The sequence below is a fragment of the Tengunoibacter tsumagoiensis genome, from assembly GCF_003967535.1.
Taxonomy (GTDB): Bacteria; Chloroflexota; Ktedonobacteria; order Ktedonobacterales; family Ktedonobacteraceae; genus Tengunoibacter; species Tengunoibacter tsumagoiensis.
On record NZ_BIFR01000002.1, the window covers coordinates 72,130 to 91,677 of the forward strand.

Sequence of the window (19,548 nt, forward strand, 5' to 3'; positions counted from 1 at the left end):
AGCTTATTGGTTGGGATTATTCACAACAATATCTGTGCTGTGTGGATCTATGTTGTGGATTGATGCGTGTTACAAATAAAGTGGCGGAGGTCATCATGGACAAAGCAGGTCTTATCACAGCTCTTACCAATAATGGTTTGACACAGCTAGAGCAGTATAGTCAGCAGATTAGTCGGAGCTCGCTTCGAATCTCGACAGCTTCAACTTCGTCGTTGAAGATTGGCAGTTCGCGTCTTGGTGGGCAGCCAGATCTGCCTCCTGGAACAGATTGGCCGCAATGGCAAGGCAGGCCACAGTCCTTTATTGCGCAACTTCAACTTAGCGATCTGCCTCATATAGCTGACACCTTTCTCCCTTCAACGGGAATGCTCTGGTTCTTCTATGATTCACAGCAGCAAGCGTTTGGTGATAAACCAACTGACCGGGGAGCCTGGCAAGTGTTATTTGCTAAGGACACGCCAGCAACCCTACGGCCAGCTCCAGTTCCAGACACATTGGCCAAACAAGGGCAGTTTAAGGCCAGAGCTTTGACTTTTTCTCCTGAACTGACACTGTCGGCGCAGCCACAGCTTGAAGTGCCTGGACTCTCCTGGACAGATACTGATCAGAAGCGATACGATACAGTATTTGCTCAGTTTCAGGATGAGGCTGGTCAGGCGGCCCCTCGTCATCGCATATCTGGTTTTCCAGATACGATTCAAGATGATATGCGTCTTCAATGTCAGATGATGACCCATGGAGTTACTGATAGTGCTTCTCCACAAGTCGCAGAGCTCCAACGTCATGCAAATGATTGGCAGTTGCTGTTACAGGTCGATACTGATGAGCAGATAGGCATGCGGTGGGGCAGTAGTGGCATGCTTTACTATTGGCTACCAGTGGATGCTTTACGAAAGCAGCAATTTGACCAGACCTGGTTGGTAGTGCAATCCGAGTAGACGTTCATGAAAAGTTTTCACGATTCAACATGAAAATAGAGTATTCAGAAGAGTAGTAAGCAGGCACGATGCAAATTATACCCTTTGATAAGGGACATTGGAGAAAACTATGCGTAAAAATTTCTATGTATTGGCATTTATGTTCTTATTATTGTGTAGCCTGTCAGCCTGTAGCTCAAGTACAGGAGGCTTGTCTGGCGGAACGGGCTCGAACGGAACAGGCTCTGGTGGCTCTACTTCCTCTGGTAGTACGCCTAGTTTTGGTACTCAGAGCAAGACTTCAGGTTGTCAGATCAATGGTCCATTACAAGATACGGCCTGTACTCCAGGTGCCATTTTTTCTGATGCCACAGTAAATCAGATCTGCAAATCGGGTTACTCCAGTTCTGTACGTAATGTGCCAACCAGTGAAAAGAATCAGGTATATGCTGAGTATGGCATTACACATCATAACGCGGGTGAGTATGAGGTTGATCATTTAGTTAGCCTGGAACTGGGAGGCTCAAATGACATTTCTAACCTCTGGCCTGAGCCTGCCAGTCCTACCCCAGGCTTTCATGAAAAGGACAAAGTAGAGAATTACCTCCATGATCAAGTCTGCAATGGTTCAATGAGCTTAAAGGATGCTCAAATCAAAATTGCAACTAATTGGATTGATGTCTATAATAGCATGCCCAATAAATAAGCATGCGTACACATCCTTTTGAAGAGATCACAACGTGATCGTGATAAAAGGATAAACATCAGGTTTTATCAACCATAAAGATAGCTCATCTCTTAAACGTGTTATAAGAGATGAGCTATCTTTATGGTATTCTTGGGTTTAGAAGTATTTCTAGTTATGAAAGAGGTTATTTTAAAGAGTTGAGATGGTTCTTGTATATTTTTCTTGTTCTATAGTACTTTATGTGTAATGCTATTGGCTATTTCGCAAAAGAGGAGTAGTATTCTTAGTAGGGGAGACAAGCAGACAATTACTGCTTTATACACTAGCTCTCGTAAATTTTATGCACGTATGGGGATTTAAAATTCTTTAATCTATTTTGTGAAATGGACTTCTTTGAATTGTTCATCATCATTTTTTTATAGGGTTGGGCCCCTGGGGACTATCATTATCTCTGTCTTTTATAACATGCTCTTCAGAAATTGAGGATTGTTAAATAATGTGGTATTTTCATACCATAATAGATATTACTATGTTCGATTCTCTTGGTAAAGAACGTATTTAAGGAAGCCTTTGTTGTCGGTTGTAAGAAGCGCCTGCTTTTATCATCGCGATTGTACCGATTGTACGTGCGAGCCTTCTTTGATCCAGCAGTAGATATCTTTCATTAGCACGAGAGACGACAGCATGAGAGACGACGGATTGTCATGACAGGAGATGGGACTATGTCACTAAAATCTACTTCAGGTAGCTCTTCGGATGCCGAGCTGCCTCTTGTTCGTGTTGTTTCGCTGGGACCGTTTTGCATGCTACGTCGTCAGGATCAACAATGGAAAATTGTGACCGAGGCTGGCTGGAAGCAACGTGCTGTGCGTTCTCTTCTGGCTTATCTTCTCTGTTGCCCCGAACGGAGGGCCTCGTTGTCACAGGTGAAAGCGGCTCTATGGCCGAAATTGGATGAAGAGAGTGCTACACATCATTTGAATAAAGCTATTCGCTCTCTGGGGAAGGTGCTTAGCCGTTCGACTATTACCCTTCAGCCATTGCAGGTGATCAATGAAGAGCTGTTGTTAGCAGATCAACAGGTGATCTTTGTTGATGCTGACGAATTTGAAGCTCAGGCGGAACTGCTACTGTTATCTTCTCTTCCAGGTGAAGCGGTTACAACTGACCAACTTCAGCAACGTGAACAGGCTTTACAGGCAGTGGATGCCCTCTATGGAGGGAATTTTTTGCCTGAGGAGCACGATGTTGCGTGGGTTCTACCACGTCGACATTCTCTTCGCTATCTCTGGAGCGATATTGTCTTAGAGTTGGCTGAAATCGCTCTTCTTCAACAAGCTCCCACGCGTGCTATTGCTCTCTTAGATCGCTTACTCTCAAGTGATCCTACGAATGAGCTTGCGGTGCAGCAGTTGCTGGTGGTGTTGGCTACGCAAAAACGGCGCGGCGAGGCGTTGCGGGCGTACAAACAATTTGCCAAAGTCCTTCAACGTACACAGGATCTTAAGCCGACTAATCAAACACGTGAGCTGTATGAATGTGTCCATCAAGGGCTTCCTCTGCCCGTTTTTTCGCCTAAGCGTACTTCACATGTTGTCTTTAGTGAGAAAGAAAGCACTTCTCATAGTCATAGCAGGGTTCTGTCAGAAATTGCCCCTTCTGATCATGCTTTGATCAGTTTTCCTCGCAGTCTGCCAGCGGAAATTACGGGACGTGTTCACCTGGGACCTCTGGTTGGTCGTGAGCAGGAGCTGGCGGCTTTGCGCAAGATGGTCATAGACGTTGAAGAACAGGGGCGTCTCCTGGCGGTCGGGACTCATGAGAAAATTGCGCCATTGGAGACACAGCGCCGCCCTCAATGTGTAATGGTGGTTGGCGATGCAGGTATGGGGAAGACACGTCTGGCTGAAGAGATGTCACTAGAGGCTCGCGAGCGCGGCTGGGGTGTAATTGTGAGCCGATTATATATGCAGGAGAGCGGCGTCCCTTATCGACTATGGACTGAAGTGTTGCGCAAAAGTTTGGAGAGTGATTCTGGCCTTTTCTCTATCTCTGATCCTGCTTTACTCCAGCCGCTGGTGGCACTCTTACCAGAATTGCGTGAGTACACTTCTCAGCATCTCTTTGCACAGCCTCTTCCCACGTATATTTTGACTCCTGATCAGGAGCAGTTGCGCTTGTGGGAGGCGATTGCTAATCTGCTGAAAGCTGTCTCTGAGCAGTCGCCACTATTAATTCTCCTCGACGATATTCAATGGGCTGATAATAGTAGCCATGAGCTGCTTGGTTATCTGGCTCGCCATCTTCATGGTTACCCGGTTCTCTTTCTGTGTACATTGCGTGATACTGAGCTTACTAAACACCCTCCTCATCCATTACTGAAATTAATTTATCATATGCAGCGCGAGCATACGATCCAATCACTCCGTCTTGAGCCGCTTTCAAGTGAACAGATTGCTTTATTGGTCTCACGTGTCTCTCCTCTTCCTGAAGCAACGATTAAACATATTCAGGATTATGCAGCAGGCAATCCTATGTTTGCAGAGGAATTTGCTCGTTTAGGGACGCCTGGTGGCATGCCTAAGACCATTGCCGATGTGTTAAAGCGGCGTATTAATAAGTTAAGTGCAGAGTGTCAAAAGTTATTGGAGAAAGCGTCGGTCCTGGGAGGATCTTTTGAGCTTCCAGTTATTTGTTCTATGGAGACTGAACACGAGCAGGTTGATGAGGAGGAGGTACAGGATCTTCTCGATGAGGCAATTCAGGCCAGTCTGATGACTGATGAGGGGACTGGAACACGCATTACGTATCGCTTTGGTCATCCTTTGCTCGTGAGCCATCTCTATGAGAATATCTCGGCGTTTCGACGTGCTCGCCTGCACCAACGAGCTGCGGATGTATTGCATGTTGTCCATCAGGGTCGTGAGGAGGAGGTGGCCGCTACCATTGCCAATCATCTGATTAAAGCTGGAGCTGATCCTAAGACGATTGCTCATTATGCTGAGCTTGCAGGCAATCGTGCATATTCAGTCTTTGCTTTTCCTGAGGCTCAGGATCAGTATCGTCTGGCTGTTGAGTACCTGGATAAGGCCGATGTTTCTTCAGAACAGGCTCATATCGCTGCCTTATTAGAGCGCCTTGCGGCCTGTACGATGATCCGTGGACATTTTGCCGATGGGCGCAAGCTCTATGAACGCGTCTTAGATCTGCGGAGACGCCTCCCAACTGTTCGCCCTCAGTATGAGGCTCAAGTGCAGGCCTTGCTCTGGGCTGAGATTGGACTGGCCAGCCGATATATCGGTGATATTCAATCCGCCCGCGAGGCTTGCGAAAAAGGGGAACAGGTTTTGCTGGCTTCTGAGGTCTCTGGTGGGCCATCCTGGGCACGTTTATATTATTTGCGTAGTAATCTCTCTAAACAGGCTGGCCTGTATGATGAGGCTTTGCAGATGGCTCAACTGGCTCTGAATCTTTTAGAGCAGCCGCAAGATCGTACTGGCGTCGTGGATGATCGGTCTGGCTCAACTATTCGGGCAACTCCTATTCAGCAGATGCTGGCTGGAGATCCGATTCACTCTGGCCGTATCCATCGTTTAATGGGCACAATTGCTCATTCTTTGGGGCAGCTAAGTATGATGCTTACTCACCAAAAATTGGCTCTCGCTGTTTTTGAGCGCTATGGTGAACAACGGCAGATTGCCCACCTCTCTTGTGATATGGGATATATTTTGTTGAAGAAGGCTGAGTATGAGCAGGCTCAACAGGCTTTGCAACGCTCGTATACTCTCGCCGAAAGCATCGGAGATGGGCCGTTGCTGGCCTTACTCTGTAGTAACTGGGGCGAGCTGGCTGCTGCGCGTGGCGATTATCCTGAGGCTGCTCGTTGGTATCGGCGCGCTCTGGAGATGAATGAAGAAGATCGGGAGTATATTAGTCTCTGGAATGCGAATCTGGCCCTGGTTCTTCAACGCTTAGGTCAGACGCAGGATGCTGCACGTTGTATACGAACTGCCTGGAAGGTTGGCCGCGATCTGGATAGTGTTCCTTGTGTGAGCCGGGCTTTAGTTACCTTAGGGATGGTACGTGTCATGCGTGCAGCCGCCTTGAAAGGACGCCCTCACCTGTTGGAGCGAGCAAGGGCGAATATTAAGCGCGCTTTTCAATTGGGCAATATTGAGCCTGATATACGCTTACGAGGGGCGCTTTCTCTTGCTCAATGTAGTCTCCTTGAAGGAAAAATTGAAGAAGCGCGTATTGCTTTACTGCAAGTGATCGCTGATGCTCAGCAACATGAAATGATGCAAGTTGTTGCATCAGCTCAACAATTGCTGGAACAGGTCACAGAATAGTGCCCGTTATCTTCTCTATGCGCAGCCTCAAAATGAGCTGCTGATAATCTTTTGGAGCTCCTGGCTGTCTACGAGCGGTTGAGCTGTGACGATAATGGTGTTTTTCCAGGGGTCGCTGACTGTGATCCCTGTTCCATTACGGGTGAAGGCTGTCTGTGCGGCTCGAAGCCGCTCTTCAAGTTGCGCTAATGCTTGCTCGTCTGGAACTGTGAGCGTAAAAAGGCGTAGGCCAGTTGCATGTGCTGGTGCTGGTGAGGCTCCACGCGATTGCCAGGTGTTGAGTCCAAGATGATGGTGATAGCCCCCTGCCGAGACAAATAAAGCTCCATGCCACCGTTGCATCAGGCTGAAGCCTAGAATTGTACAATAAAATGTTTCGGCCTGGTTGAGTTCGGCTATTTGTAGATGCATATGGCCAATATCTGTCCCCTCGGGGAGGCCATGCCAGTCTAATTGCTCGCTTCTGCCTGCGGCTAAAATACCGTTGGCATCTAAGTGCTCACTGCCCATCTGTACTCCGCCCTCATTCGATCTGGGCCAGGTGGCTCGCGGTCGATCTCTATAGATCTCCAGGCCATTTCCTTCTGGATCGGAGAGATACAGGGCTTCACTGACCAGGTGGTCGGATGCGCCCCCAAGTGGATATCCTGTATCAATGAAATGTTGAAGCATGTAGCCCAGGTTGGCTCGTGTAGGAACGCGAATGGCGATATGGTAGAGCCCTGTTGTAGGTAATGGTCGAGGAAAGGCCTCTGGATCTTGGGTTAGGATGATCAGTGGGGTCTTGCCAGCTCCTAAGATAACGCTCTGCTCTGTCCGGGCTAAAATGTTGCACCCGATAATGGTGGTATAAAATTCTACTTGTTTGGTCAGATCGGCTACGGTAAGCGTTGCCAGGCCGATCAGCGTGTTGTCAGGAAGAAGTGATGTGTTCTGTGTATTGGCCGCTTGTTCCATGGTGATCCTCGATGCTGTTTGTTGGCTAAAAATTTCTCATGTGCTGTCTTTAGAGTACTCTCTTAGCTTACTTTTGTCAAGTTACTATCTTTAAGTAGGTGAGCAATCAGGCCTGAATGTCTTCAATTGCTTCCTGATGGGGGGTTGGGATAATGCATGAGTTTGACAAACTATTAAACACGAGTATATGCTTTAAAAAGCTACAATTTTAGAGAAAAAATATACTTCTTTGCGTTTATCATAATGATGAGGGTTTGTGAACAGGACAGATAACTATGCGCCTGTTTATTATTGAGGAGGAGGATATGATATGGAAGGTGAGGAGTTCGTGTATAGAGCTGGAGCAAGCTGTCGTTGGAATGGTGTTTGTTTTGCCTCTGTCTTGGCCATGTTGCTAAGTCTTTTTTTATTGAGTGGTTGTAATGCTGACCCGGCAGGGGCGACTGCTGGAACTCCTCTGCTTACTCAGACTGTTCAAGTTACATCTCCAACGCAAGCCGCTGGAGGCATTTCTGTAAAGATCTACTTTTCTAAAATTAATAGCCCGGATCTCACAACTGTTTTTCCTGTTAATCGTGTTTCTCCAGATAATGGTGTTGCTACTTTCTCGCTTCAACAATTGATCATTGGTCCTACCAGTGCAGAGAAAAATGCAGGCTATGTTTCACAACTTCATGAATCGATTACAGGCAATTCTACTTGTACTAACCATGTTGATTTCCTGTTAAGCTTGAATAAGAAAGGCACTATTGATCAACAAGGGACTACGACGGTCAAGTTCTGCCGTGTTTTGTCGTCGGCTGGTATTGGCACAGATGCTCGTATGCAGGCCGAGATTACAAAGACGCTGACACAATTTAGCACGATTCAGAAGGTTGTGATTTTGACTGTAGATGGGCATTGTTTGGGCGATGAAAGCGGTCTGGATCGCTGTCTTCAATAGGTTCGTTCTCTCAGGAAGATAAGACGGCTTCGGCCCATTATTCCAGCCGGGCAGAAAAAGCGACTGAAGCCGTCTTCTCAGAGTGTGTTTACGATTGAGATGTTCCTAAGGATTGATCGACTATACTTTCAACCTTTGTCTCAGCATTTTCTAGCTCAATCGGTTCAAAGTGCTCTGGATGGTTAGAGTGCCAGTTGATCCAGAGTGCAATGATAAATGCTTGAATCACACCGGCAACCGGAGAGGCAAAAAGTGCTCCCCAGATACCAAAGAGCTCAGAGCCAGCTACCAGAGCTGCCAGCGAGACAATCGGATGAAGCCCTATTGCTTTTCCAACAATACGTGGTCCGATAACATCACCCTCAAGCACATGCATCACGACAAAGTAGATAAGGACCAGTACAGCAATAAGCCAGCCCTGGGTGAGGGCAATAAGAACACAGATTGCTCCCGAGATGAGGGTTCCTAGCACGGGAATAAACTCCAGTACAAAGGCCAGGACTCCGAGCAGGACCGCATATGGGACATGAAAAGCGAACATGCCACCACCTACCAGGACTCCCACAAGCACTGCAAGTAAGAATTGCCCACGGATATAACCACCAACCACGCGTTGGATTGTGTCGATGAGAAAATCGATACGCGCCAGTTGGGGGGCATTTTGACGCAACCAGTTCGATACATGCAAACCGTCAATGAGCAGATAGATACTGAGTACGGCAACCAGGACAATATCGAGTACAGTGTCGAAGGCTCCTTTTAAAAAGGGGACAGCCGTGTTGGCTCCTCCTTCGAGCGAGTTTGTTAACTGGGTACGAACTGAAGCAATCTGCTGAGATGAGACTCCCCAGGAGTTCAGCCTTTGCTCGATTGGTGAAACCTGACTTCCCTTGCCCGGTGTGAGCAGATTCTGGATCGTATGTGACAGTGCTCCAACTTGATCAATTGCTGTGTTGATGATGATGTAGACTAAAAAGCTAATCGCGCCAAGCACAAGCAGATACATGATCAAGATGGCCAGGAAGCGCGGCATGAAGCGTTGCAATAGTTTGACGGCTGGTGCAAGCGCATAAGCCAGCAGGGCTGCAATCACCAGTATCAAGATGGTTCGCACGATGTGGGCTGCTCCCCAAAGGATGACAAAGGCTACGGCAATCCATGCCAGTATGGCGATAGGCATATCCCGTCGCCGGGCCCATTTGGTTGTAGCTGTCTCTGGGCGAGGAAGAGATGAATACATAGGCTTATTGTTCCCTTGCTTTTGTCACAGTGCATAAGAGTGCTTGCCAAAAACTATTCTTTTGAGAGGACGTTAAAAAATGGAGGAATGTTTCAGAATTATTCTCATCCCAGGCTTCTAGATGGCGTTTTCTTATCATGGTTAGTACGTGTGGTCTGATGAAGAAGTTTCATTACTGTTGATTGAGACAATCTGATCGTATCGTCCGATTTTACATTGTAGAGCTATTCTCTGTTTATGAGCGAAGCGGAGCATCCGTATGTTTATCTTGCCAGTGGAGATAAATGTAGAGACCATTGCGAGCGCCTCTTCAGGGGTAGCGAAGCCCACATCATGCGCTTTTTCAAAATAGACTTCTTCAATGTCTTTGAATTTTAGACCACCTGACCATCCTTTTTCCTTTGTTTCAAGCAACTGAATGTAGGCTTTGTTGAGATTGATAAAGCGAGCCTTTCTGGCTTGATAGAGCTCTCCCTGACTGGTCTGTTTCTGCCATATAAAGTCACTATCATTCACCCGCAGAGGTGGTTTCGTGGTTGCTATAGGTGCCATCTGGTTTCTAATGGCAATGACATCCTGCGTTTGCAATTTCTCCATCTGCTGTGCAAGATTTGCTCTATTTACGCTTTCAGTGCAGAATGAAAATAGTGTCTCCAGTGCCAGCTCTGGTGTGCGAAAGGCTTGATCTATCTCCTGTTCAAATATGGCTATCTTTCCATCTAGAAATTTTAGAGCCGTTTTCCAACCGTTCCAGTATTTATGAGAAAGGAAGAGTTCAGCGGTGATCTCTCCCATCTGTCTTTTTGTCCATGATCGATAGGTTGCCTCTGCCTTTGAGTGGCGATAGAGTGTAAAAATAATTTCGTTCACTTCCAGAATGACTGGTGAGAAATATTTGTCGGGATCAATGGTTGCAGGTCTGGGAGGAACGTTACTGAACGTGGTCGAATTTTGTCCGTTATGACGCATCTCTTCAAACATGCTGCTTACTTGATGGCGATTGGATAGGAAATCTTCAATGGCCAGATGAGCTATCTCTGGTGTGGGAAAGAGTGTGTCATGGTCAAGATGAAGTTGAATCTTGAAGCGGTCATTCAGACGAAGAGCTCCCCACCAGCCCTTGTCTGGAACCTGTTCTAGAAAGAGATCAATAGTTATCTCGTCAATCGTGCGTGAGGCTGATGCTTGATACAATACATAATCAGTACCACGTGCAATCTCATTAAAGAGAAGATCATTGACCTGCAATTGCGATGCATCGTTATTGGCGTCCTTATTCATTGATACTTGAAGTCCTTTCTCTTTCATACGTGCTATTCTGGAGAATGTTTAGCGAATGTCTCAATTTTTGCTCTTTGTTGTAGGGCCAAATACCCTACTATTAGTATATGATATAAATTTCGTAAAAAAGGTTTTAACATCACTAATTATGGATAGCAGAGTTACCTTCTCTTTTCTAGAAACGTATCAGATCTAGTTTAGCTGAAAGGGGAGAGCATTCATTATTTGAGACAGGTAGTGTGTTGTTTTCTGCCTTGCTCTCCTGAGTTGATTCTGTTTGCGATTCCCCTTTTTCTGCTTACTGTTCGTCGTAGGAAAGTAAGGAGCAAGAACCAGTATATATCAGCAAGCACAGACTGGTTCTTGATTTTGAAGCAGAACAATCAGCGCGAGAACTGATCGATTAGAGGGGAGATGTGCAATGGATGAGAATACGTTGGCACCACAGCCTCGGTATATGGCTCATGGCCAGCGGGGCTGCCTTTCAACTTTGTTGCTTGGTATTGTCCTGTTTGTGGCAACAACCATTGTGTTGATTGCTACGGGAAATCCCAACATGTTTCCAACGGTGATTATGATTGGCAATTTCCTCGTTCCGATTGTATTTGTAGTGTTCCTCTATGATCATCAGCATCTGAGTTCGTTGAGTCCGGAGACAATTGGGCGTAGCTTTGCGGTTGGTGGTATTCTGGGTGTACTTGGGGCCTCAATCCTTGAAACCATTTTGTTGCCGCGACCCTCCTCTCCAGATCAGGGTCTGACTCTATCAACGGCCTTATTAGTGGGATTGATTGAAGAAGGTTGTAAGATCCTGGCCGTCATCGTTCTGGCCAGGAAAATGCAGCCGCGATCACAGATTGATGGACTGTTACTGGGAGCAGCCGTAGGGATGGGCTTTGCGGCTTTAGAGAGCACTGGCTATGCCTTTACTGCGTTTCTTGCGAGCGAGGGGCATCTAACGGCCTCGCTTTTTTCAACGATTCTGCGTGGACTACTGGCCCCCTTTGGTCATGGAACCTGGACGGCTATTATCGCGGCGGTCCTGTTTCGTCAGAGTAAGGGGGGACACTTTCGCATCAACCTGCCAGTTATTCTCACCTATCTGTTTGTCTCGCTGTTGCATGGCCTCTGGGATGGTTTTCCACTCTTCCTCTTTCCATTTACCATCGACATCTCTGGCGTGGATATCCCGCTTGCAACTGTCATCATTGGCATATTCGGCGTCCTCGTCCTGACTGCACTGTATCAGCGTGCTATTCGACAGCGACAGCGCATCAACACGGAACAACTACCAACGCTGACTCCTTTGCCCGATATGTAGTGCCGTTATTCACAACCTGAGGATTTATTCTCCATACTAATTGTGGAGCTCCAAGATGTCTGCCTCACCATAGCATCATTGCCCATTTCCCGTTGTCCAATTGAGCAATGGAGGGGCTCACCGAGCGGAGTGGGAGCAGTGGAAAGAGACAAGCGACTTTCCCTACTTAACATAGATCTATATGCGAAATGGAGCAAGATACGACAATACAAGTAGGGAAGGTAGCTTGTCTCCTTCCTAAATTTCCCGTTCCGCCATGCCAGCCCCTCCATAACATCATTGCCCGTTTTCCGTTGTCCCATTGTCCATGGAGGGGTTCACCGAGTGGAGTGGGAGCAGAGGAAAGAGACAAGCGACTTTCCCTTGTATCTTAACAACAAGGAAGGTTTCTTGTATGCTAGAAAGAAGAAGAAAGATCAGTTCAGCACTCAGTGAAGACGAACTTTCCCTTGTTGGCTTTGACCACGTTCAGTAGATCGTTCTCCTAAGTGCTGTTTCCAGACGTCGAGTTCCAACGGTATCAAGGAGCCTTCCCCCACCAGTTGCCCACTGCAAGGAAGAGCCCGCATACAAGGGTGACACCGAGTCGGGACAACTGATCTTGTGAACAGAGTATATCAGAAACAAGGAGGTCTTCCTATGGCGTATCCTCTGCAATCCACCCTGCTTCCTCTTGGTGCGGATGTGTCCAAGCTCACCATCGATCTGCATCTGGGGACCGAAAAAGGCCGTCGTTTCCACAAGCGCATCGCCAATACCCTCTCCGGTTTTCAAGAAGCGCAGCAGTGGCTTGTTGAGCAAGGGGCTCTTCAGGTTCACGTCTGTGCGGAAGCCACCGGAACCTACTCTGATGCCTTTGCGACCTTTATGGATGCTCAAGGCCATCGCATGAGCGTGGTCGCTCCACATAAAATGCACGCATTTCGCAAAAGTGAAGGACAACTGGCCAAAACGGACCCGTTGGATGCCCGCCTTTTAGCGTTGTATGCCGCTCAAAAACAGCCCCCTGCCTGGCATCCTCTTGATGATCTTCATATCCAATTGAAACTGAGCCTGGAGCGGCTCGATCAATTGGAAGGCCTCAAGCAACAGGAGGTGAATCGCCTGGAAAATCAGCGGCTTTCGCCTGCCCTCCGCGAGCAGATTCAAGCGCTGATCGCCTTCGTCGAGCACCAAAAAGAACAGGCGAATGCTCATATGCGCGATCTGTTGAAGCAGATCGCGCAGCAGCAACGCCAGACATCTGAGGAGGCGTTGTCTGCATCCGAGCGGACTACGACCACCCCACCCCCCGCAAAAGAGGAGCCCCTGGTACTGGGGCACAAGAAAGCGGTGGGCCTCGCGTGTGTCGATCATTTTCAGGAGATCAAAGGGATCGGACTGTTGACCGCCGTGCGCATGTACAGCCTGTTGAAGACGATGCAAGAGGTTCATTCAGCGGCTCAGCTGGCTGCCTACATTGGGGTGGTGCCTCATGCTGCCACCTCGGGCACCTCTGTCAGAGGCAAAGCTCAACGGCGAGGAGGCAATGCCAAAGCGCGCAGCTGGCTCTACATGTCGGCGCTCAATAGCAAACGATTTGATCCTGATATGCGGGAGTGGGCGCAGCAACTGCAAGCTCGAGGGTTGTGTCAGAAACAGATTCTGGTCGCAGTCATGCACAAACTGGTGCGTATTCTCTTTGCGCTCTACACGACCGGCCAGCGCTATGATGCGAGAAAAGCCTGGCCGACCCATGGGAGCAAAGATGCGTCATCGGTGATGTCACAGGTGGCCTAACAGCTCGATCCAGGCACATCGTTCCTCGTATTGCTCAACAAGAGCGTCGTGGTTTTCGACGCTCTTGCACATCGGTGTGGGCTCCAGCAGGCCTGTTTTTCTTTCGTTTCTGAGGCAGGCAATGGTCAACCGAAGCCGCAGCTGGTGTCAAGGGAAAACGCAGTGGCCTTGACGCCAGTTGCGGGCTTCGGTTAGGCTTTCAGCCTGTCAGAAACGAAGGAAAAACAGGTCAACAAGAAAAATTGGTCACGTTTCCTCTTGACAATCAAGACGGTATCTACTTAACATAGATCTATATGCGAAATGGAGCAAGATACGACAATACAAGTAGGGAAGGTAGCTTGTCTCACTGACTCCAACTAATTCAAGAATCTTGTTTCTTTTTGCGGGGAAAATTGCCAGCAGCCTTATGCGCATAGCGCGGTTTGCGTTGCCGTGGAAGATCGTCGGGAGGATCACACAGCTCTTCCACGGGAACGTGAAAGAGCTCACGGCGGCTGCGCGTGCTCGAACGAAGGATCTTCATCGCGCTACCCTGGGACAGCACAACGTCAATGGGATCGTATCCCTCTGCAAGCCATCGTGGAACATGACGAACCAGGAGTTCGAGGGACACATCAAACACATCAACATCCGCTTTCTCGGCAATATGCATCTGATACGCATGGAAAAATTGTGCCAGGAGGGCCGTCGCCCAGATTTGGAGCTGGATCACCTCCCATTTCGCGCTCCAGATCCATTTGAGTCCTAAATAATCTTTGAGCAGACGAAAGGCGCATTCGATGTCCCAACGGCGATCGTAGAGCCTGGCAATCTGTGCCACAGAGAGCTGACGAGCATCAGTGACATTGGTGAGGTACTCATACTGTTGGCCTCGATACCAATAGCGCACCAATCGAGCGGTATATCTGGCTTGATCTGCACGAAAGGCTCCGACCTGAACGAGGGCATCGACGATGCCATTGCGATCGTAGATCACGTGCAAAACCTTGTAACTCATGTTTTTCTTGACCCGTCCAATCCACCAGAGGCGGCGGGTCGTCAATTCATCAAACCACTCAAAGCCATTGTAGCCCCGATCGAAGAGGATGAGGGCTCCTGCGGGAATGCCACTGATGAGATCAAAAGCGGCACGTCGGCAATCGGCTACGGTATTGAACACATCGATTCGTTTCCATTGTTGCCGACGGACATCGAAGAGCGCCCCAATGCGGCCAGCCAGCAAGCGTCGATCGCCGATGGGAACCTGTCGCAACTCCGCAATCCAGCGTTTTCTGGGATCCAGCGTACTTTCATCGAGGGCAAAGACATCATTGGCAAACGGAGCCAGGCTGAGATCGGCGCGAAGGTTCATCCGCTCACACAGCCATGCGCTCATATGCTCGAAAAACGCGCGAAAATGCGCATGCGTGTTCTGCGCCAACCGTTTGTAGATCGCCTGGTCGGAGACGCGGACCGGGGGCAAAGTTCCCACGCCGGAAAAGCTGAGGAGTCGCCAGAGGTCCAATTGGGAATTCCAGCCGCGTAGCATGCAGATCAAGATACCAAGGAAGAGAAAGGAGGAAGAAAGGCGTTGTGGTCGACCACGCCTCTTTCCCGGCACCACCAGATCCCGGCTCGCCTCGATCAACAAGGTTTCCAGGGTTTGGGTTGGCTCTGACGACTTGACAAGCTCACGACCAGATGGTGTATCATACAACATAAGAAGGATGTCCTTTCGAGTTGAGATTTTTATTCGGATTGTCCTTCTTTTTTTCCTTTTTGGCAACCGCTCTAGGACCCATGGGGGGCTCCAGAGGACCCATGATCAAGTGCGAAGGATCGGCTTCCCAGGCCTCTCCGTGAATTAGTTGGAGTCACTGTAGCTTGTCTCCTTCCACATCTCGACATTCCACCATGCCAGCCCCACCATAGCATCATTGCCCATTTTCCATGTTCCAATTGAGCAATGGAGGAGTCCAATAGGGAACCCCTCATTGCTCTTTAAGCAAGCTATAGCTTCGTTAATCTGTTCTCTACTTTCTGGTAGCCTAGAAGGTATATTGATTCGAACAGTGGTGGGCTGACGGTACGGCCCGAGATAGCGAATCGTAATGCTAACAATGCTTTTCCAGCCTTCAACTGAGATGCTGGCTCATGTAACAGACCGCGTACTGCCTGTTCGATACTGGGTACATTCCAGTCGACCTTCTTGAGAACTGTAGCAACTCGGTGTAGAAACTCTCTGTGCTCGATAGTAAGAAGATTCTGCATTGCCTGCTCATCATAAATGACCTCTTGAAAGCAGAAGTCTACATATGATGGTATCTCAGCCAGTGTACGTACACGTTCTTGTACCTGAGCCATCAGCTCGACAAACCAGGACCAGCGCGTACGGATCTCCTCTTCAGTAGTGAGATTTGCCTGTATAAGAAAAGGTAGTGCTAACTCTGCGAACTCTTCTTGCGTTTTATGGCGCAGGTAGACGCCGTTCATCCACTTCAGTTTCTCCTCATCAAAAACAGCGGCAGCTCGACTTACCTCGCTGATGTCAAACTCATGTATGATCTCTTCACGTGTTAAGAGATCTCGCCCCTCACCTTCAGGCGTCCATCCTAAAAGCGCGAGATAGTTAAAAAGTGCCTCGGGCAGAATACCTTGTTTACGATAAGAGGTTACTGAGAGATCTCCTTTGCGCTTAGAAGCTTTTTTGCGCTCAACGGTTAGCAAGTTGGCGCAATGAGCAAATTGAGGTGGCTCAAGTGAAAGTGCTTGATAAATGAGTAGCTGTATAGGTGTATTAGAGATATGATCCTCTCCACGTATAACATGCGTAATCTCCATACTTGCGTCGTCAACAACGACTGCGAAGTTATAGAGTGGCATGCCAGTTGGCCGTATAAGGACTGGATCGCTAATAACATTGGATGAGAATTCAATATGTCCGCGAATCAGATCGTCATAAGCAATGATCTGATTCTCTGGCACCATTAACCGCCAACAAGGAATCCGTCCACTGATCTCTTTGCTCTCTCGCTCACTCTGAGAAAGATTGAGGCATTTGCGTGAGTATTTGTAGGGTATTTTGGCTTGATTGGCATGTCTGCGCTCCTCTTCTAACTCCTCGGATGTGCAGTAACAGGGATAGATCATCTGACGTGTTTTCAAACGCTCAAAGTACTCTTGATAGAGCTCCATCCTCTGGGTTTGCTTGTATGGGCCAGACGGACCACCGATGTCAGGCCCCTCCTGCCAGTCCAGGCCCAGCCAGCGCATTTCGTTGATCACCGTCTGCTCATGTCGAAGCTCTGAACGTTGTACATCAGTATCTTCCAATCGCAGGATAAATGTTGCTCCTTGCTTACGAGCCCAGAGCCAGTTAAAGAGCATTGTATGAGCAGTTCCCACATGAATAGGTCCTGTTGGACTGGGGGCGATGCGCAGGCGCATATGGTTGAATGCCATGCTTCAACTCCTTTATATGCTTCCTTTATTATCTTTGCGGAAGTCATATGATGTTTTTGGTATAGAGGCACAATCAGATAGGCGGCAAAGGCTATAGTGAGCGTGCATGCCATTTTTGATCTGATATGTTCATCGGGAAGGACGTTTGTGGAGGTTAGATATCTGGGGAGAGAGATTCAATCCACCAGGAGAGACCGGCTGCATTATCGTGCCTGAGCACAGTGCTGCTTGTGGCGGTTATCTCTCCTGGTGCTTGCCCTCCGGGCACCGCAATCCTGGTGCGGCGTATATGGTTATCAAGAGCACAATACAGCACCCGGTTAGAGATAGAAAAATCCTCTTTTGTGAGAAGAGTGCTGTTGGCGAATCGCACGTTATTGTAGCTCCTGAATAAAAAGGCAGAGACTTAAAAGTTGTATCTATGTTTTATCTATGTTGTATCTATAAGGAATATACTGTAAACCAGGCCAGATTGTCAAGCACTTTTATTGCCCTTTAATAAGCGTTTCAGTAAAAGTACTTGTATAGGTGCCTGAGGCTGTTCCCTGCGGAACCGTCAGTGAGAATGTCGTTGTAATGGTGATATCTCCTGTGCCTGTTCCGCCAGCAGCGTTGTAGTACGTGCTGGCTACAGGTGCTGTAGAGGCAGCGGGCACGGTAATAGGATAGGTGATGCTGTTCGTGGGAACAGTACACGTTTGACCGCTCGTACAGGCGGCACTAACGCCAGTAATCTTTGTTGCAGTTGTTGGCAAGGTTTTTCCATCCGTAGTCGTGAACTGCGTTGAGGTAATAGTGACATGCCAGCCTACCCCTGATTGGGTCGTGTCATTGACCTTAAAGATGTGCTGGGCCACAATTGTGCTTGTCGCCCCTGTTAAAGTAAATGAGAAGGTTGGATTCGAGAGGGGCGTGAAAAGCAATGGACCAATAATGGTAAAGGCATTGGTGTTAGCTGTTCCTACACTGGGATTGGTCGCGGATAAAATATATCCAGTACTGCCCTTATCGATTGAAAGATTTGAGAAGGTGGCCACACCATTGACAGCATTAACGGCTGTCGGGCCACTAAGCGTCGCGCCGGTAGCACCTGTTCCACTCTTAATTGCCAACGTTACTGGTCCTGTAAAATCTGTATAGATACCACCTGAGCCAATATCAATCAGACTGAAGGCGGCGCTAAAAGATGCATTCACCAGCGAGCTGGCTGGCGGCTGAGTATAGACTGCAAGACCTGTCTGGAATTTAAGGACACGATTGTTATTGCTGTCTGCTACATAGAGGGTGCCATCCTGATAAAATGCGCTTCCTATCGGTTGATTCAGACTGGCTGCACTGATGCCTCCATTGTTGGCAGTGCCAGTTGTAAAACTCCCTCCCTGGCCAAACACACGGGTTGCTATGGTGCTATTCGGAGGATAAAAGAGGACACGGTTGTTGCCAATATCGACAAGATAGACGTCATAACTGCTGTCAATATGCACTTCATATGGCTGGCTGAGACTGCTTGCAGTGATACCTCCGTTGTTGGCAGTGCCAGTTGTAAAGTTTCCTCCTTGACCGAAGACACGGGTAGCTGTGGTACTGGTAGATGGATAGTAGAGCATGCGATTATTACTAACATCGCTGATATAGACATTCCCTGAACCATCAACGCCAACACTGACAGGCAGGCTAAGACTATTGGCGCTGATGCCACCATTGTTAGCAAGGTTGGTGATGAAGCTGCCATTCTGGCCATAGACACGCGTGGCGGTTGTGCTGCCAGAGGGATAGAACAGGACACGGTTGTTGCTGCCATCGGCAATGTACAGGTTGTTGCTACTGTCAACGGCTACTCCAACGGGAGAATTAAGGCTGTTGGCGCTGATAAGGCCGTTGTTAGCAAGGTTGGTGATGAAACTGCCATTCTGGCCGTAGACACGCGTGGCGGTTGTGCTTCCAGCAGTATAATAGAGGACGCGATTATTGGCGCTATCTACAATATAGAGCCCACCATTGGAGTCAAGGATCATACCTTTGGGTCCGCTTAAGCTATTGGCACTAACGCCGCCGTTATTGGCAATATTAGTGGTGAAGCTGCCATTCTGACCATAGACGCGCGTGGCAGTTGTGCTGCCAGCAATATAATAGAGAACGCGGTTGTTGCTAAAATCAGAGATATAAAGGTTGCCATTACTGTCGTTGACAACACGTCTGGGCGAATTCAGGCTGCTGGCAGTGATGCCACCATTATTGGCTGTGCTGGCAGTAAAACTTCCACCCTGACCATAAACAGTAACTGCTACAGGGTTAAGTGTAATTGCATGAGTTGTATGGACCGGCTGTAAAACCAGTACAGTAGATGTAAAAATAAATAGAAAGATTAGACGAAAAATAATGCCCTTTATCCATAGGTGTGGCGCTCTGCTCTTCATCACCCTGTTCCTTCTCCCAACCCCTCATCTATAAGCTCTGATGCGTTTTATATTGTGTGAGGTTATGTATATGATATATGCCTTACTGATAGTATAAATCATAGTGTCTAATATATGTTTCATTTTTCATTATTCGCATGGTTAATAGTATGTTTCTTATAATGGAATGTGGCTCTGGTAATAGCAGATTGTTTTATGAGATAGTATGGAAT

13 protein-coding genes are annotated in these 19,548 nt (G+C 48.1%); 6 read left to right on the forward strand and 7 right to left on the reverse strand.

The window, feature by feature from the left end; all coding sequences use genetic code 11:
* Nucleotides 1-95: 95 nt before the first annotated feature.
* From EL628_RS21355 to EL628_RS21365, 3 genes are all read left to right on the forward strand, one after another.
* Entirely contained in the window at nucleotides 96-938 is an 843-nt protein-coding gene (locus EL628_RS21355; RefSeq protein ID WP_161975658.1) for a YwqG family protein, read from the forward strand.
* A 109-nt stretch (nucleotides 939-1,047) separates the two neighbouring features.
* Nucleotides 1,048-1,623 carry an HNH endonuclease gene (locus EL628_RS21360; protein WP_126582044.1) on the forward strand — a complete coding sequence of 192 codons (576 nt, stop codon included), beginning with the start codon at nucleotides 1,048-1,050 and terminating at the stop codon, nucleotides 1,621-1,623.
* Between the two features lie 704 nt (nucleotides 1,624-2,327).
* Nucleotides 2,328-5,954, forward strand: a complete 3,627-nt coding sequence (locus tag EL628_RS21365) for an ATP-binding protein (RefSeq protein WP_161975659.1) — start codon at nucleotides 2,328-2,330, stop codon at nucleotides 5,952-5,954.
* 27 nt (nucleotides 5,955-5,981) lie between these two features.
* Here the strand turns inward: EL628_RS21365 and EL628_RS21370 are convergent, their stop codons facing one another.
* The gene (locus EL628_RS21370) at nucleotides 5,982-6,911 is read right to left on the reverse strand and encodes a VOC family protein (RefSeq protein WP_126582046.1); all 930 of its coding nucleotides are present in this window, start codon (nucleotides 6,909-6,911) and stop codon (nucleotides 5,982-5,984) included.
* 310 nt (nucleotides 6,912-7,221) lie between these two features.
* On the opposite strand from EL628_RS21370, the gene EL628_RS21375 reads away from it, so the two are divergent.
* Nucleotides 7,222-7,854, forward strand: a complete 633-nt coding sequence (locus EL628_RS21375) for a GerMN domain-containing protein (RefSeq protein WP_126582047.1) — start codon at nucleotides 7,222-7,224, stop codon at nucleotides 7,852-7,854.
* Between the two features lie 88 nt (nucleotides 7,855-7,942).
* On the opposite strand, the gene EL628_RS21380 is transcribed toward EL628_RS21375, so the two are convergent.
* Nucleotides 7,943-9,094 (reverse strand): AI-2E family transporter, encoded by a 1,152-nt coding sequence (locus EL628_RS21380; RefSeq protein WP_126582048.1) that lies wholly within the window; start codon nucleotides 9,092-9,094, stop codon nucleotides 7,943-7,945.
* A gap of 141 nt (nucleotides 9,095-9,235) precedes the next feature.
* On the reverse strand, nucleotides 9,236-10,375 hold the full coding sequence (locus EL628_RS21385) for a hypothetical protein (protein WP_126582049.1): 1,140 nt from the start codon (nucleotides 10,373-10,375) through the stop codon (nucleotides 9,236-9,238).
* Nucleotides 10,376-10,796: 421 nt separating this feature from the next.
* On the opposite strand from EL628_RS21385, the gene EL628_RS21390 reads away from it, so the two are divergent.
* Both EL628_RS21390 and EL628_RS21395 read left to right on the forward strand, forming a co-directional pair.
* Nucleotides 10,797-11,696 (forward strand): PrsW family intramembrane metalloprotease, encoded by a 900-nt coding sequence (locus tag EL628_RS21390; protein WP_126582050.1) that lies wholly within the window; start codon nucleotides 10,797-10,799, stop codon nucleotides 11,694-11,696.
* Between the two features lie 639 nt (nucleotides 11,697-12,335).
* Entirely contained in the window at nucleotides 12,336-13,475 is a 1,140-nt protein-coding gene (locus EL628_RS21395) for an IS110 family RNA-guided transposase (protein WP_126577820.1), read from the forward strand.
* Nucleotides 13,476-13,839: 364 nt separating this feature from the next.
* Here the strand turns inward: EL628_RS21395 and EL628_RS21400 are convergent, their stop codons facing one another.
* The 4 genes from EL628_RS21400 to EL628_RS21415 all read right to left on the reverse strand — a co-directional run bounded on the left by EL628_RS21400 (nucleotide 13,840) and on the right by EL628_RS21415 (nucleotide 19,336).
* Entirely contained in the window at nucleotides 13,840-15,177 is a 1,338-nt protein-coding gene (locus tag EL628_RS21400) for an IS4 family transposase (RefSeq protein ID WP_126582051.1), read from the reverse strand.
* A 290-nt stretch (nucleotides 15,178-15,467) separates the two neighbouring features.
* A complete protein-coding gene (gene gltX, locus EL628_RS21405; RefSeq protein ID WP_218028976.1) occupies nucleotides 15,468-16,919 on the reverse strand; it encodes a glutamate--tRNA ligase in 1,452 nt (483 codons plus the stop codon).
* Between the two features lie 154 nt (nucleotides 16,920-17,073).
* Complete coding sequence (locus tag EL628_RS21410) at nucleotides 17,074-17,292, reverse strand: hypothetical protein (RefSeq protein ID WP_126582052.1); 219 nt, start codon at nucleotides 17,290-17,292, stop codon at nucleotides 17,074-17,076.
* A 112-nt stretch (nucleotides 17,293-17,404) separates the two neighbouring features.
* On the reverse strand, nucleotides 17,405-19,336 hold the full coding sequence (locus EL628_RS21415) for an NHL repeat-containing protein (RefSeq protein ID WP_126582053.1): 1,932 nt from the start codon (nucleotides 19,334-19,336) through the stop codon (nucleotides 17,405-17,407).
* Between the last annotated feature and the right edge of the window lie 212 nt (nucleotides 19,337-19,548).